This is a genomic window from Streptomyces sp. NBC_00513, assembly GCF_041431415.1.
In the GTDB taxonomy this organism is placed as follows: Bacteria; Actinomycetota; Actinomycetes; order Streptomycetales; family Streptomycetaceae; genus Streptomyces.
This window is the reverse complement of the sequence record NZ_CP107845.1, coordinates 2,416,374-2,430,728: the sequence shown is the minus strand read 5'-3', so window position 1 is coordinate 2,430,728 and position 14,355 is coordinate 2,416,374. Positions and strand designations below refer to the sequence as shown.

Below are 14,355 nucleotides of genomic sequence, written 5' to 3'. Positions count from 1 at the left end.
GTCAGCCTCCCTGGACCGCGGTGAGGACCTCGACCCGGTCGCCTTCGCCCACCTCGGTGTGCGACCACCGGCCGCGCGGCACCACGGTCTCGTTGAGTGCCGCCGCGACGCCCTGGTGGGCGCGCGTCAGGGTGGCGACCACCGCGTCGAGGGTGGTTCCGGCCGCGATCTCGCGCGGCTCGCCGTTGACGGAGATGGTCATGCGAACGACTCCTGACGTGCCTGGGTGAAACGGCGCGGGGTGAAGGGGCGGGCGACCTCCGGCATGGTGCCGGTGGCCAGCAGTTCCGCCATGACGTCCCCGGTGAGCGGGGTCAGCAGCACCCCGTTGCGGTAGTGCCCGGTGGCCAGGTGCAGGCCGGGCAGTTCGGTGGGCCCGAGCAGCGGGGCGTTGTCGGGGGAGGCCGGTCGCAGGCCCGCCCGGGTCTCGGTCAGCGGGAGTTCGGTGATGCCGGGTACCAACTCGTGGGCGTCGCGCAGCAGCTCGTACACCCCGCCGGCGGTGACGGTGGTGTCCCAGCCGAGTTCCTCGCTGGTGGCTCCGACGACGAGTTCGCCGTTCTCGCGCGGCACCAGGTAGACGTGGCTGCCCCGGACGACGGCCCGTACGGTCCGGGACAGGAACGGCGCGTACGAGGACGGCACCGTCAGCCGCAGCACCTGACCCTTGACCGGCCGTACCGGGATCCGCACCTGCGGCGGCACGCCCGCCAGCCGCCCGCTCAGCGAGCCCGCGGCCAGCACCACCTGGTCGGCGCGCAGCTCCGTCCCGTCGTCGAGCACGGCGCCCGCGGCCCGGTCGTGCAGCACGGTCAACCGGTCGGCGTTGGCCCGGTGGACGCTCACCCCGGCCCGTTCGCAGGCGGCCAGCAGCGCGGCGGCGAGCCGGCGCGGGTCCACCTGGTGGTCCCCGTCGACGCGCAGGCCGCCCCGGACGCCCGGGGCCAGCATCGGTTCCAGGCGCCGGCACTCGCGGCCGGTCAACCACTGCGACTCCAGCCCGCAGCGGCGCTGGAGCGCGTGCAGTTCGCGCAGGTGGAGGCGGTCGTCGGAGTCGAGGGCCACGGCGAGGGTGCCACAGGCGCGGTAGCCGATCCCCAGCCCGCCGGCGGCCTCGGTGAGTTCGGCGGCGAACTCCGGGTAGCGGGCGGCGGAGGCGACGTTGAGCCCGAGCAGGGTCTCCTCGCCGTAGTGCAGCTCGGTGACGGCGGCGAGCATGCCGGCCGCGACCTGGGCCGCGCCCCCTCCGGGGGACGGGTCGGCGAGTACGGTGCGCAGTCCCCGCCGGGCCGCCCGCCAGGCGACGACCAGGCCGATGACACCGCCCCCGATGACGAGGACGTCGTGACCCGCCTGTCGTGACGCGTGCGATTGTCGTGACGCGTGCGATGAACGCGATGAGTGCATGGGTGTCCAGCCCCTCCCTTCGCCGGCATGACCCGGATCAGGTTCGTACGGTCGGAGGCCGGTCAGCCTCCCTCTCAGCCCGGTGCGCCCGGACTCCCGCGATAGGTACGGTGGCCAGACTAACCCCGGGGTCGATGCCGGGTAAGGCTGCCTCCCCGCCCGCTATTCCTGACGTACCGTCAGAACATTAGGGTGGGCGACGTGAGCGAGCAGACGGAACAGACTCAGAGCGGCGTCGTCATCGTGGGCGCCGGAATGGCCGGCGTGCAGACCGCCGTGGCCCTGCGCGAACAGGGCTACACCGGACCCGTGACCCTGCTGGGCGCCGAGCCCCACCAGCCCTACGACCGGCCCCCGCTCTCCAAGGCGGTCCTCCTGGGCAAGGCCGAGGACTCCGCGTTCGACGTGGACTTCGAGGGGCTCGACATCCGCCTTCGACTGGGCACCGAGGTCACGGGCCTGCGCGCGGGAGCGCGCGAACTCGACACGGAGGCCGGCCCGGTCCCGTACGAGGCCCTGGTCCTGGCGACCGGCGCCGAACCGCTGACCCTGCCCGGCTCCGAGGGCGTCCGCGGCGTCCACCTGCTGCGCACCCTCGACGACGCCGCGCGACTGCGCCCGGTCCTCGCCGACGCCCAGGCCGTCGTCGTGGTCGGGGCCGGCTGGATCGGCGCGGAGTTCGCCACCGCGGCCCGTGAGGCGGGCTGCGCCGTCACCGTCGTCGAGGCCGCGGACCGGGTCCTGGCGGGGGCCCTGCCCGCCGAGGTCGGCGAGGCGATGGGCCGCTGGTACGCCCAGGCGGGCGCGACCCTGCTGACCGGCGCGCGGGTGGCCTCGGTGGAGCCGGGCCGGGTCCTGCTCGCGGACGGCCGGGAGCTGCCGGCCGGCGCGGTGATCGTGGGCATCGGGGCCCGCCCCGCCACCGCGTGGCTCGCGGACTCGGGGATCGACCTGGGACCGGACGGCTCGGTCACGGCGGACGCCTGGCTGCGGACCTCACTGGAGGACGTCTACGCGGTGGGGGACTGCGCCTCCTTCCCCTCCGCCCGGTACGGGACCAGGCTGCTGGTCCACCACTGGGACAACGCCCTCCAGGGCCCCAGGGTGGTCGCGGCCGACATCCTGAGCGGCGGGACGGACCGGGCCTACGACCCGGTGCCGTACTTCTGGTCGGAGCAGTTCGGACGCTTCGTGCAGTACGCCGGGCACCACGACGGCGCGGACGAGACGGTGTGGCGGGGCGACCCGGGCGACCCGGCGTGGTCCGTCTGCTGGCTCCGCGACGGAGCCCTGGTCGCGGTCCTCGCCGTGGGCCGGCCCCGCGACCTCGCCCAGGGCCGCCGCCTGATCGAATCCGGCACCGCCCTGGATCCGGCCAAGGTCGCCGACCCCGGCACCCCCCTGAAGTCCGCCGCGGCCTGACCCGGGCGACGATCGCGGGGCGCCGCCGCGCCGGGCGGGGCCGGGCGGCGCCTGCCCCGGCGCCCGGACGGACGGCCCGGGTACCGGCGGCCGGCCCGAGATGGCAGGCTTGTCCCCGTGACCGAGATTGACGCAAAGATCGATGCCCTTGTCCCCGCCTGGCTGTACCTCCCCGACATCGCGGAGATGCTCGACATCGAAGTGACCCGGGTCCGCCAGCTGGTCAAGGAAGGTCAGCTGCTCGCCGTGCGCCGCGGCGAGAACCGCTCCCTCCAGGTACCCGCCCCCTTCATCGACGGCGACAAGGTCGTCAAGGGCCTCGTAGGCCTGCTGACGGTGCTCCGCGACGACGGCTTCTCCGACGCGGAGATCCTGGAGTGGATGTTCACCGCCGACCCCACCCTGCCCGGCACCCCCGCGCAGGCGCTGAGCGAGAATCGCGGCACGGAGGTGAAGCGCCGCGCTCAGGCGCTCGCCCTCTGACCGGCTGATTCGCCGAACCAATCGGTGTACGGGCCGAGCGCGCGGGCCCGTACACCGCCACGACCACGGGGGGTACACCCATGCAGCAGCTGTCCGACGCCCGGCTCTACCTGTGCACGGACGCCCGCAAGCGGCAGGGTGACCTTCCCGAGTTCCTCGACGCCGTCCTGGCCGGCGGGGTGGACGTCGTCCAGCTCCGCGACAAGGGCATGGAGGCGGGGGAGGAGCTGGAACACCTCCAGGTCTTCGCCGAGGCGGCCCGCCGCCACGGAAGGCTCCTCGCGGTCAACGACCGCGCCGACGTCGCCCACGCCATCGGCTCCGACGTCCTGCACCTCGGCCAGGGGGACATCCCCGTTCCCGCCGCCCGCGCGATCCTCGGCCCCGACGTCCTGATCGGACGCTCCTGCCACTCCGAGTCCGAGGTCGACGCGGCCGTCGCCGAACCCGGCGTGGACTACTTCTGCACCGGCCCCTGCTGGCCCACCCCCACCAAGCCCGGCCGGCACGCCCCCGGCCTCGGGCTCGTCCGCCACGCCGCCTCCCTCGCGCAGGACCGGCCCTGGTTCGCCATCGGCGGCATCGACGCCGGCAACCTGGACGAGGTCCTCGACGCCGGGGCCACCCGCGTCGTGGTCGTCCGCGCACTCACCGAGGCCTCCGACCCCGGGGCGGCCGCCGCCGAACTGGCCAAGCGGGTCCGCGCCCGTCTCGCGTAGCCGGGTGTCCAAAAACGTGTCCAATGGGCGGACAACGCTTCGGTGTCCGCCGGCGCGCGTCTAACCTGCCGGTATGGCCCTTGGCACCGCTTCCACCTGGTCGGACCGCGCACACACGGTCCGCGAGCTCATCGCGTCCGGGCGCTCGTACTCCTTCGAGTTCTGGGCGCCCAAGACCGAGAAGGGCGAACGCAACCTCTGGAACGCGCTCCGCCGCATCGAGGCGGTGGGCCCGAGCTTCGTGTCGGTCACCTACGGGGCCGGCGGCTCCACGCGCGGAGGCACCGTACGGGCCACCGAGGCCATCGCCGCGAACACCACCCTCACCCCCGTCGCGCACCTCACCGCCGTGGACCAGTCCGTCGCGGAGCTGCGTCACGTCATCGGCCAGTTCGCCGACGCCGGCATCCGCAACATGCTCGCGCTGCGCGGGGACCCGCCCGGCGACCCCATGGCCGACTGGGTCAAGCACCCCGAGGGCGTGGACTACGCGGCCGACCTGGTCCGCCTGCTCAAGGAGTCCGGCGACTTCTGCGTCGGCGTCGCCGCCTTCCCCGAGATGCACCCGCGCTCCGACGACTGGGACACGGACATCCGGCACTTCGTGGACAAGTGCCGCGCGGGCGCCGACTATGCGATCACCCAGATGTTCTTCGATCCGGAGAATTATCTGCGGCTGCGCGACAGTGTCGCCAAGGCGGGCTGTGACACCCCGATCATCCCCGAGGTCATGCCTGTTGTGGGCATCAAGCAGTTGGACCGGCTGCCCCAGCTCAGCACCGCGGTCTTCCCCTCGGCGGTAAAAGACCGCATGCTCGCCGTCAAGGACGATCCGGCCGCTGTACGCTCCATTGGCATCGAGTTCGCCACGGAGTTCTGCGCGCGGCTGCTGTCCGAGGGTGTTCCGGGGCTGCACTTCATCACGCTGAACAACTCCACGGCGACTCTCGAAATCTACGAGAACCTGGGCCTGCACCAGCGGGCCTGATCGGCCGTCCCCCGTTCCCGCGCCGGCGGCCGTACCGAGAGGGGCCACGCATGGGAATGACGGTCCTCTACACCGCGTTCGGTTTCGTCGCGCTGTGGCTGCTTGCCGAGGTCCTGATGCAGTACAAGGCCCGGCTCCGCTGGCGCCTGCTCGCCTTCGCCGGTTTCGCCGGCGTGGTCGCCGGGGTGGTGCTGCCGTCGGTGCCCGTCATCGCCGTCGGCGCGACCGCGTTCGCGATCGGCCAGATTTTGGTGACGCTCTCCTTCCGCAAGGGCTTCGTGGCCGGTTGGGCGCTGCGCCGCGGCGGGGAACCCGTACGGCAGCAGAGCGGCCGGCGCCGGGGCGGCGGTCCGCGCGCCGAACGCCCGGCGCCCACGCTGGAGGTGACGGGGCTGGAGTACGGCGAGCGGACGGCCACCGGGCGCCGCGACGGCGCGGACGCTCCCGACGACTTCGACGACCGGGAGACGAACGTCTTCACCCCGCAGCCGGTTCCCGAGGACACCGGCTCGTACGGGATACAGAGCTTCGCCCCCCAGTACGGCGACCCGTCGGGCCAGTACGCCGACCAGTCGGGCCAGGCGGCCGAAACGGCCGCGTTCGCCTCGCCGTTCGCCGCGGCCGGGCAGGACGGCCAGTACGCGCCGCAGTACGACGCGCAGCCCCAGGGCGGCTACGACTACTCCGGTGGCTACCCGGGGGGCGAGCAGCAGGTCTACGCGGCCTACTCGGACCCGTACATCGGCACCACGCCCCAGAGCAACGGCTACGCGCCCTACGCGGACAGCGGCGGGCAGCAGTACTCGATGGACACCCCGCCCGGCGGGGTCTGGGTACCGCAGCAGCGGTCCACCGACGAGTACGGCGGGCAGTCCTACCCGACGGACGAGCAGTACCAGCAGCAACAGCAACAGCAACAGCAGCAGTACCCGTATCAGGGCGGCCCCGGCGAGTACGAGCAGTACCGCTACTGACCCGCCGGCGCCCGGGGTCACCCCCTAGCGGGAGCCGCGGAAGTCCGCGCCCTCCACGATGAGCCCCGCCACCAGGGCGCCGGTCATGCCCGCGTGCGGGAGTCCGCCGCCGGGGTGGGCCCAGCCGCCGGCGAGGTACAACCCCGGCAGACCCGTGGTGTTCGAGGGGTGGAGCAGCCGTCCGCCGGCCCCCGCGAGGGCGGGCGGCGGCACGGCCCCGTCCAGGGCGCCCGTCGCCGCCGCGATGTCGGCCGGGGTGCGCAGTTCGTGCCACAGCAGCCGCTCCCGCAGACCCGGCACGGCGGGGGCCGCCGCGGCGATCAGCTCCTCCGCGGTGGGCGTCGTGCCGGGCTCCACGACCGCCTGGACGGTGACGGCCTCGTGCACGGAGTCGGGCCGGACGGCGGGATCGTCGGGCCGCAGCACGGTCAGGTCCGTTCCGACCAGGGTGCGGTGGACGGCCTCCGCCGGCCGGGGCCCGCCGAGGGCCAGGAAGAGCGTGTACCGGCCGGGGAGCCCCATGGGCGGGGCGGGGACCGAACCGGGCGCTGGCGGGATCCCGAGCGCCCTGGGATCGACCCCGCAGACCACGGCGTCGGCCTCCACGGTGTCCGCCTCCCCCGTGCCCGTGTCGGCCAGCGAGAGACCGGCGGCCCGGCCGTCCCGCTCCACGACGGCCCGCACGTCGGCGTCGAAGACGAAGGTCACCTTCCGTTCCAGGCAGCGCTCGTACACGGCCGTGGCCAGCTCCCGGACACCACCGCGCACGTACCAGCTCCCGAAGGTCTGCTCCATGTACGGGAGCACCGCCGCCGAGGCCGGCGCGTCCGCGGGGCGCAGACCGTACGAGCGCACCCGCGCGGTCAGCAGTTCCCCGAGCGGCCCGCCCAGTTCCCGTTCGGCCACCTCGGCGAGGGTCGGCGGGCGTCGCCGCAGCAGGCCGCTCTTGCGCAACGCCGGGTAGGGGTCGGCGCCCAGCGCCTGCCAGTCGGGGCGCAGCGGCTCCTCCAGCAGGGGGCGGCGGGTGGCGTTCCAGGCGTCGCGGGCGCGCCCGAGCACCCCGTTCCAGCGGTCCCCGGAGCCCGCGCCGAAGGCCTCGTCGAGCACGGCCGCGGCGCCGCCGCGCGAGGCGTTGGGGAGGGTGACCGAGGTGCCGTCCGGCAGCAGGTGGCGAACGGCGGGGTCCACCTGGACGAGCTCGACGCACTCCTCCAGCGGCTTCCTGCCCGTCTTCACGAACAGGTCGCGATAGACGGCGGGCAGGTGCAACAGCCCCGGTCCGGTGTCGAAGGAGAATCCGTCCCGTTCGTACCGGCCGACCGAGCCGCCGTAGGTGGAGCCACGCTCGTACACCGTCACCCGGTGGCCCGCCACTGCCAGCCGGGCCGCCGTCGCCATCGCGCCCATCCCGGCGCCGATCACCGCAATTCGTGCCATGCGGCTGAGCCTATCGAGCGAACCGGGGGCCGGGTCGGCGAGGTCGTACGAGGTCAGGGCGGGCGGCGGGGCCCGGCCGGCGCCGGCGCGCGACGGTCAGGGCGGTGGCGCGCCGGAGGTCTGACGCAACTCGGCGGCCATCCGCTTTTCCTCGCGGCGTTGGGCCCGCCGCCTTCGGTAGCGGCGGATCCGGCTCCAGAGGAAGAAGAGCATCGCCAGGCCGGCCGCCAGCAGCACGGCCGCGATGATCGCGGCGGCCTGGGGGTTGAACATGGCGAAGGTGACGATGCCCGCCACACCGAGGTCCTCGGCGGTGCTGAGGGCGATGTTGGTGAACGGCTCCGGTGAGGTGTTGACCGCCATCCGGGTGCCGGCCTTGACGAAGTGGCTGGCCAGCGCGGTGGAACCGCCGACGGCCCCGGCGGCCAGGTCGGGGAGCGAACCGCTCTGCCCGGCCAGCAGGGCCCCGACCACCGCACCCGCCACCGGACGGATCACGGTGTGCAGGGTGTCCCACAGCGAGTCCACGTAGGGGATCTTGTCGGCCACCGCCTCGCAGAGGAACAGCACGCCGGCGACGATCAGGACGTCGGGGCGCTGCAACGACTCCGGGACCTCGTCCGTGAGCCCGGTCGCGCCGAAGATGCCGAGCAGGAGGACCACGGCGTAGGCGTTGATCCCGCTGGCCCAGCCACTGGTGAAGACCAGGGGCAGCACAGTCATTCGGTCATCATGCCGCAGGACGGGTGATCCGTCCGGCGGAACGGCGAGGGGACGGCCGCCCGTCGGCGACCGTCCCCTCGCTCATGTCCTGTGGGGCTACTGCCCCTGTTCGTCACGGCGGCGCTGCCACCGTTCCTCGATGCGGGTCATCATCGACCGACGCTGTCGGTTCCGGCCACGGGCCGAACCGCCTGCACTGTCGGAGACGGGCTGCTCGCCAGGCTTGGGTGCCTTGCGCCAACCGGTGACCACGAGAACCGTACAGCCCAGCATGACGAGGAAGCCCACCACGCTGATCCAGAGCACGTTCGGCACGATCACACCGGTCATGAGGAGCGCGATACCCACCACAATGCCTGCGACTGCCTGGTAAACCCGTCGCCGGGTGTACGTGCGCAGTCCGCTTCCCTCAAGCGCTGTCGCGAACTTGGGATCTTCGGCGTACAGCGCTCGCTCCATCTGCTCGAGCATTCGCTGCTCGTGCTCCGAGAGCGGCACGGGAGTCCTCCTCATCCGTCGGTCGCGAAGGGTAGCGACCAGGGGTCCCCTTCAGGATAGGCGGGGAATCGCCCCCGTGATACCCGCCCTCTACGCCACGTTCGAAAAATGCCCTGCGTACAAACCGTACCGTCGCCTGTGCGGTCACTGAGGCGCTTATTCCCCAATGGTCCGTCCGCCATGCCGACCGGTGTCCTCGATCATACGGGGCCGGCGGCCGGTTCACAGGGTGTCCGTGGATCCGTGTGCGCGGACGCGCCGCAGATCAGGCGCTCTTCTCGCCCAGAATGTGCAACTGCGTGGCCACCGCGTGGAAGGCGGGCAGCTCGGCGGCGGCCTCCTCCAGACGCAGCAGCGCCTCCACCGCGCCGGGCTCGGTGTCGACCAGGACACCGGGGACGAGGTCAGCGAAGATCCGTACACCGTGCACCGCGCCGACCTCCAGGCCGGCTCCACCCACCAGCTCGGTGAGCTGCTCGGCGGTGAAGCGGCGCGGGACCGGGTCGCCGGATCCCCAACGACCCGCCGGGTCGGTGAGGGCGGTCCGAGCCTCGGTGAAGTGCCCCGCCAGCGCGCGGGCCAGCACGGCCCCGCCGAGTCCGGCGCCGAGCAGGCTCAGGATCCCGCCCGGTCGCAGGGCCGCGACGGCATTGGCCACGCCCTCGGCAGGGTCGTCCACGTACTCCAGCACGCCGTGGCAGAGCACCACGTCGTAGGCGTCCCGATCGACGACGTCCAGCAGGCCCTGGGCGTCGCCCTGGACCCCGCGCACCAGGTCGGCGACACCGGCTTCGGAGACCCGGCGTTCCAGTCCGAACAGTGCGTTCGGGCTGGGGTCGACCACCGTCACCCGGTGGCCCAGTCGGGCCACCGGGACGGCGAACTTGCCGGTGCCGCCACCGGTGTCCAGCACCTCCAGCACGTCCCGCCCGGTCGCCTTCACCCGGCGGTCGAGGGCCTCCTTGAGGACCTCCCACACCACGGCGGTGCGGAGGGAGGCACGGGGGCGGGAAGTGTCCGACACGACTGATGGCTCCTCGACGCGGTAAGGGTGAGCGGGCGTGCCCACCCTATTGCCTCAGGCCGCCGACCAGCTCATCCCGCGTGCGGACGCTCCGGCCGCGGCTGCGGCAGGGTCGTGGGCAGGCCCTGTGCGGCGGCCGGGGTCACCGGTCGCAGGGACAGCATCCGCTCGACCAGGCGCAGGAACATCCCGACCTCGCGGACGAGGTCGTCGGCCTCCCGGCCCGTCGCGGCGTCCGGTATGCCGGCCTCGGCCCGGGCCCGACGGTCGGCGCCCGAGGCGAACAGGGCGCTCCACTCCGTCAGCTCCGGCGCTATCTCCGGCAGCACCTCCCACGCGCTGCGGATCCGGGGCCGCCGGCGCGGGTTGACCGGTTCGGGCCGTACGCGCGCGGCCAGCACGGCCGCTGCCGCGCGCAGCGCCGCGAGGTGTGCGGTGGCGTAGCGCTCGTTGGGCCGGGACAGTGCGACCGCCTCGGTCAGGCCGCGGTGGGCCTTGGCGAGCAGATCGAGGGCGGCCGGCGGTGCCGACGCTTTCCTCGGGACGGGGTGGACAGGGGACGGGGACGGTGTGGCCATGACGAACCTCCTGTCGATGCGTGCTGCTTCTGATGCCGGGTACTGCTCGGGTACTGCCTTTTCGGGTACCGCCGTTCGGGTGGTGCTGTGTTGCCCGCCGCGTTGTCGCGCTGCGTGAGTCCATCGTGACCCCCGCCACTGACAATCCCGGTGACCTGCACTTTTACCCCCGGCTGGGGATCTTCACCCCCCTTGCCGCAACCGGATCCCGCGGAACCTGCTAGTTTTTGAACTGACCAGTCAGTTCAAAAGGAGGGGGAGGCGGCGTGGAGAGCCCACACGGAGCGGCCGTCACGGCCGAGGACTTCGGACTCAAGGGCCCGCGAGGCTGGGTCTTCCGGGGAGTGGGGATCGACGCCGCGCCCGGCTCGCTCATCGCGCTGGAAGGTCCTTCCGGAAGCGGCCGGACCTGCCTGCTCCTCGCCCTCACCGGCCGGATGAAGCCTTCCGAGGGCCGGGCCGAGATCGGCGGGCACTCGCTGCCGAAGAAGATGAGCGCGGTGCGGCGGATCGCCGCCCTCGGGCACGTCCCCGGGGTCAACGACCTCGACGAGGCGCTCACCGTCGCCGAGCAACTGCGCGAGGGGGCCATGCTCCAGCGCCGTTACGAGGGTCCCGTGCGGGCCCTGTTCCGACCGCGCGGAGAGCGCCGTGCCGCCACCGCGACCCGGATCGAGGAGGCCCTCGCGGCCGCGGGTCTCGACCTGGCGACCCTGCCCAAGGGACCGCGTACCTCCGTCCGCGACCTGGAGCGGCTGGAGGCCGTCCGGCTGTCCGTCGCCATCGCCCTGCTGGGCGGGCCCCGACTGCTGGCCCTCGACGACACCGACCTCAAGCTCTCCACCGCCGAGCGCGCCGAACTGTGGGCGCTGCTCCGCTCGATCGCCGACCGGGGGACCACCGTCCTCGCGGTGTGCGACGAGGCGCCGGAGGGGGTCCTGGTGCTGCGCACGGTCGCGACCGCGGTCGAACCCACCGCCGTGCCGAGCGCCGAGGCCAAGGCCCCACCCGCCCCGGCCGTCCGGTCGGGCGGCGGCGCGGAACACGCGATCACCTGGGGAGCCAAGCCCGAGAGCAAGCCGGAGCCGACGGACGAGCCCGAGCCGGAAGCCAAGCCGGAAGCCGAGCCCGGGGCCGAGCCGGAAGCCGAGGCCGAGCCCGACACCGGCGAGGACGGCGACACGGCCGCCACCGACAAGGACACGGCCGCCACCGGCAACGAGCCGGCCACCACCACCGACGACGACACGAAGGGGACGGACGATGCGCTCGCCGAAGCTCGCCGCGCTTGAGCTGAAGCGGTTCGGGCGGGGGAAGCTGCCCCGGGCCGCTCTCGTCGCGCTGCTCCTCCTGCCGCTGCTCTACGGAGCCCTGTACCTCTGGTCCTTCTGGAACCCCTACGGGAACCTCGGCAAGGTTCCCGTGGCCCTCGTCAACTCCGACCGCGGCGCCACCGTGGACGGCAAGCACCTCGCCGCGGGTGACGAGATCACCAAGAAGCTGCGCGACAGCAAGACCTTCGACTGGCGCGAGGTCGACGCCGACAAGGCGGCCGAGGGTCTGGAGGAGGGGAAGTACTACCTGTCCCTGACCATGCCCGCCGACTTCAGCGCGAAGATCGCCTCCAGCTCCGGCGCCGACCCCACCACCGGGGCGCTCCAGGTCCGGACGAACGACGCGAACAACTACATCGTCGGCTCGATCTCCAAGACCGTCTTCTCCGAGGTCCGTTCCGCGGCGTCCACCAACGCCTCCCGCGGATTCCTCGACAAGATCTTCGTCAACTTCTCCGACCTGCACGACAAGACCGCCGAGGCCGCCGACGGCGCCGACAAGCTCAAGGACGGCGCCGGCAAGGCCAAGCAGGGCGCCAAGGACCTCGCCGACGGCCTCGACACGGCCAAGGAGAAGACGGGCGAGCTCAACGGCGGGCTGAAGAAGCTGAACACGGCCGCCGGGCAGCTGGAGACCGGTTCGAAGGACCTCGCGGCCGGCACCCAGACCCTCGCCGACAAGGTCAACGGGGCCGCCGCCAAGGCGAAGCCCTTCGTCAGCGACCCGAAGTCCCTGGCCGCCACCGCCGAACTCGTCGCGGACACCGCCCAGGTGGTCAACAAGCACCTGGACTCCTTCGCCAAGAACGCCCCGGCCGCCGCCGCCGTCACCCAGCGGGCCGCGACGGGAGCGGACAAGTACTACACCGCCCACTGCGTCACCCCGGGCGCCGAGCCGCACCTGGCCTCCTGCCCCGACCTGAAGCGGATCAAGGACGACACCGCCGAGGGCGCCCTGCTGGCCGGTGACGTCAACGACGTCGTCAAGGCCTCCGGCACCGACATGGGCAAGCTCCGCCGTCAGCTCGGCGACCTGGAGAACAAGGCCCGCGAACTCGCCGACAAGGCACCCGGCCTGTCCTCCGACCTCAACACGGCCGTCGCCAAGGTCAACGCCCTGAACACCGGCGCCCAGAAGGTCGCCTCCGGCATGACGCAGCTGCACACCGGCCTCGGCACCGCCTTCACCGGCTCCGGCGCCCTCACCGAGGGCGTCGGCAAGCTCGGGGACGGCGCGCACACCCTCGACAGCGGCATGTACAAGCTGGTCGACGGCAGCGGCGAACTCGCCGGCGGCCTGCACGACGGCGCCGGCAAGATCCCGGACTACGACCAGCAGGCCCGCGACGCCCGCACCCAGGTCATGGCCGACCCCGTCCGGCTCGCCAACCAGTCCCTCCACAAGGCGCCCAACTACGGCACCGGCTTCGCCCCGTACTTCATCCCGCTCTCCCTGTGGGTCGGCGCGATGGTCGCCTACATGCTGATCGCCCCGCTGAACCGACGGGCACTGGCCGCCGGCGCCTCGCCCTGGCGGGTCGCCCTGGCGGGTTGGCTGCCCGTGGCCGGCATCGGCTTCGCGCAGGTCGCCCTGTTGATGTCGGTGCTCCACTGGGCCCCGGGCCTCGGCCTGGAGATGGCCCGGCCCGCGCTCACCATCGCCTTCCTGATGCTGGTCACCGGCTGTTTCGCGGCGATCGTCCAGTGGCTCAACGCCAAGTTCGGGGCGGCCGGACGCATCCTGGTCCTCGCCGTCCTGATGCTCCAGTTGACCTCGGCGGGCGGCACGTACCCCGTTCAGACCAGCCCCGCCTTCTTCAACTGGATCCACCCGTACCTGCCCATGTCGTACGTCGTCGAGAGCCTGCGCCGCCTCATCACCGGCGGCGACCTCGCCCCGGTGTGGCAGGGATCCCTGGTCCTGCTGGCCTTCACGGTCGGAGCCCTGGGCCTGACCGCGCTGGCCGCCCGCGGCAAGCAGGTGTGGACGATGAGTCGACTGCACCCGGAACTGAGCCTGTAGAGAGCTGTTGACCTGTGAGAATCAGCGCCATGGAAAGCAGCAGCACCGGTACCGCCGCCGGCGGCGGTCGACGTCAGGCCACCCGGCAGAAGCTCTACGAAGCGGCCGTCACCCTCATCGCCGAGCAGGGCTTCTCCGCGACCACGGTCGACGAGATCGCCGAACGGGCGGGCGTGGCCAAGGGCACCGTCTACTACAACTTCGCGAGCAAGAACGACCTCTTCGAGGAGCTGCTGCGGCACGGGGTGGGGCTGTTGACCGTCTCGCTGCGGACGGCGGCGGAGGAGACGGAGGCGCGCGGCGGCACCCGGATCGAGGCGCTCGACGCGATGATCCGCGCGGGCCTGGTCTTCATCGACCGGTACCCGGCCTTCACCCAGCTGTACGTCGCCGAACTCTGGCGGACCAACCGCACGTGGCAGTCCACGCTGATGGTGGTCCGCCGCGAGGCGGTGGCGGTGGTGGAGGACGTCCTGCGGGAAGGGGTCGAGCGGGGCGAGCTCAGCGCCGAGATCGACGTGCCGCTGACGGCGGCCGCGATGGTGGGCATGGTGCTGGTGGCCGCGCTGGACTGGCAGTCCTTCCAGAGCGAGCGGTCCCTGGACGACGTCCACTCGGCGCTGTCGCTGCTGCTGCGCGGCCGGGTGAGCGGCAGCCGCTGACCCCCGGTCGGCGGTGCCGCCGGGGACGGTCCCGGCATAGAGACTGAGTATCCGTACCCAGCCCTCCGGATGAGTACGAGTAC

General features: G+C 72.7%; 15 protein-coding genes and 1 riboswitch. Of the genes, 8 read left to right on the top strand and 7 right to left on the bottom strand.

What is annotated here, in order from left to right:
- Position 1 precedes the first annotated feature (1 nt).
- Positions 2-202: a sulfur carrier protein ThiS gene (gene thiS, locus OHA84_RS11435; RefSeq protein ID WP_053676032.1), complete on the bottom strand. Its 201-nt coding sequence runs from the start codon at positions 200-202 to the stop codon at positions 2-4.
- A complete protein-coding gene (gene thiO / locus OHA84_RS11430; RefSeq protein ID WP_266947126.1) occupies positions 199-1,407 on the bottom strand; it encodes a glycine oxidase ThiO in 1,209 nt (402 codons plus the stop codon). Before thiO ends, thiS begins: the two co-directional genes overlap by 4 nt.
- A riboswitch (TPP riboswitch) is annotated at positions 1,405-1,517 on the bottom strand. (Overlaps the previous gene by 3 nt.)
- Positions 1,518-1,608: 91 nt before the next feature.
- Between thiO and OHA84_RS11425 the strand changes: the two genes are divergently transcribed.
- From OHA84_RS11425 to OHA84_RS11405, 5 genes are all read left to right on the top strand, one after another.
- Entirely contained in the window at positions 1,609-2,829 is a 1,221-nt protein-coding gene (locus tag OHA84_RS11425) for an NAD(P)/FAD-dependent oxidoreductase (protein ID WP_053676131.1), read from the top strand.
- A 117-nt stretch (positions 2,830-2,946) separates the two neighbouring features.
- Entirely contained in the window at positions 2,947-3,312 is a 366-nt protein-coding gene (locus tag OHA84_RS11420; protein WP_053676030.1) for an Rv2175c family DNA-binding protein, read from the top strand.
- A gap of 80 nt (positions 3,313-3,392) precedes the next feature.
- Positions 3,393-4,031, top strand: a complete 639-nt coding sequence (gene thiE / locus OHA84_RS11415) for a thiamine phosphate synthase (RefSeq protein ID WP_053676029.1) — start codon at positions 3,393-3,395, stop codon at positions 4,029-4,031.
- A gap of 73 nt (positions 4,032-4,104) precedes the next feature.
- Positions 4,105-5,019, top strand: coding sequence for a methylenetetrahydrofolate reductase [NAD(P)H] (gene metF / locus OHA84_RS11410; RefSeq protein WP_053676028.1), 915 nt, complete (start codon positions 4,105-4,107; stop codon positions 5,017-5,019).
- 50 nt (positions 5,020-5,069) lie between these two features.
- A complete protein-coding gene (locus OHA84_RS11405) occupies positions 5,070-5,993 on the top strand; it encodes a hypothetical protein (RefSeq protein WP_266971877.1) in 924 nt (307 codons plus the stop codon).
- A 24-nt stretch (positions 5,994-6,017) separates the two neighbouring features.
- Here the strand turns inward: OHA84_RS11405 and OHA84_RS11400 are convergent, their stop codons facing one another.
- The 5 genes from OHA84_RS11400 to OHA84_RS11380 form a co-directional block, all read right to left on the bottom strand.
- Positions 6,018-7,430, bottom strand: a complete 1,413-nt coding sequence (locus OHA84_RS11400; protein WP_266971879.1) for an NAD(P)/FAD-dependent oxidoreductase — start codon at positions 7,428-7,430, stop codon at positions 6,018-6,020.
- A gap of 96 nt (positions 7,431-7,526) precedes the next feature.
- Positions 7,527-8,153 (bottom strand): DUF4126 domain-containing protein, encoded by a 627-nt coding sequence (locus tag OHA84_RS11395; protein WP_053676025.1) that lies wholly within the window; start codon positions 8,151-8,153, stop codon positions 7,527-7,529.
- Between the two features lie 96 nt (positions 8,154-8,249).
- A complete protein-coding gene (locus OHA84_RS11390) occupies positions 8,250-8,651 on the bottom strand; it encodes a DUF3040 domain-containing protein (protein ID WP_053676024.1) in 402 nt (133 codons plus the stop codon).
- Between the two features lie 265 nt (positions 8,652-8,916).
- Positions 8,917-9,675, bottom strand: a complete 759-nt coding sequence (locus tag OHA84_RS11385; protein WP_266947117.1) for a bifunctional 2-polyprenyl-6-hydroxyphenol methylase/3-demethylubiquinol 3-O-methyltransferase UbiG — start codon at positions 9,673-9,675, stop codon at positions 8,917-8,919.
- A gap of 71 nt (positions 9,676-9,746) precedes the next feature.
- Positions 9,747-10,253 (bottom strand): SAV_6107 family HEPN domain-containing protein, encoded by a 507-nt coding sequence (locus OHA84_RS11380; RefSeq protein WP_266947116.1) that lies wholly within the window; start codon positions 10,251-10,253, stop codon positions 9,747-9,749.
- A gap of 266 nt (positions 10,254-10,519) precedes the next feature.
- Between OHA84_RS11380 and OHA84_RS11375 the strand changes: the two genes are divergently transcribed.
- Genes OHA84_RS11375 through OHA84_RS11365 form a run of 3 tightly spaced genes read left to right on the top strand, consistent with a single transcriptional unit; the run spans position 10,520 to position 14,272 of the window.
- Positions 10,520-11,545, top strand: a complete 1,026-nt coding sequence (locus OHA84_RS11375) for an ATP-binding cassette domain-containing protein (protein ID WP_266971906.1) — start codon at positions 10,520-10,522, stop codon at positions 11,543-11,545.
- Positions 11,517-13,610: a YhgE/Pip family protein gene (locus tag OHA84_RS11370; protein ID WP_266971908.1), complete on the top strand. Its 2,094-nt coding sequence runs from the start codon at positions 11,517-11,519 to the stop codon at positions 13,608-13,610. Before OHA84_RS11375 ends, OHA84_RS11370 begins: the two co-directional genes overlap by 29 nt.
- Positions 13,611-13,639: 29 nt before the next feature.
- Positions 13,640-14,272 (top strand): TetR/AcrR family transcriptional regulator, encoded by a 633-nt coding sequence (locus OHA84_RS11365; RefSeq protein WP_053676019.1) that lies wholly within the window; start codon positions 13,640-13,642, stop codon positions 14,270-14,272.
- The last annotated feature ends 83 nt before the right edge of the window (positions 14,273-14,355 follow it).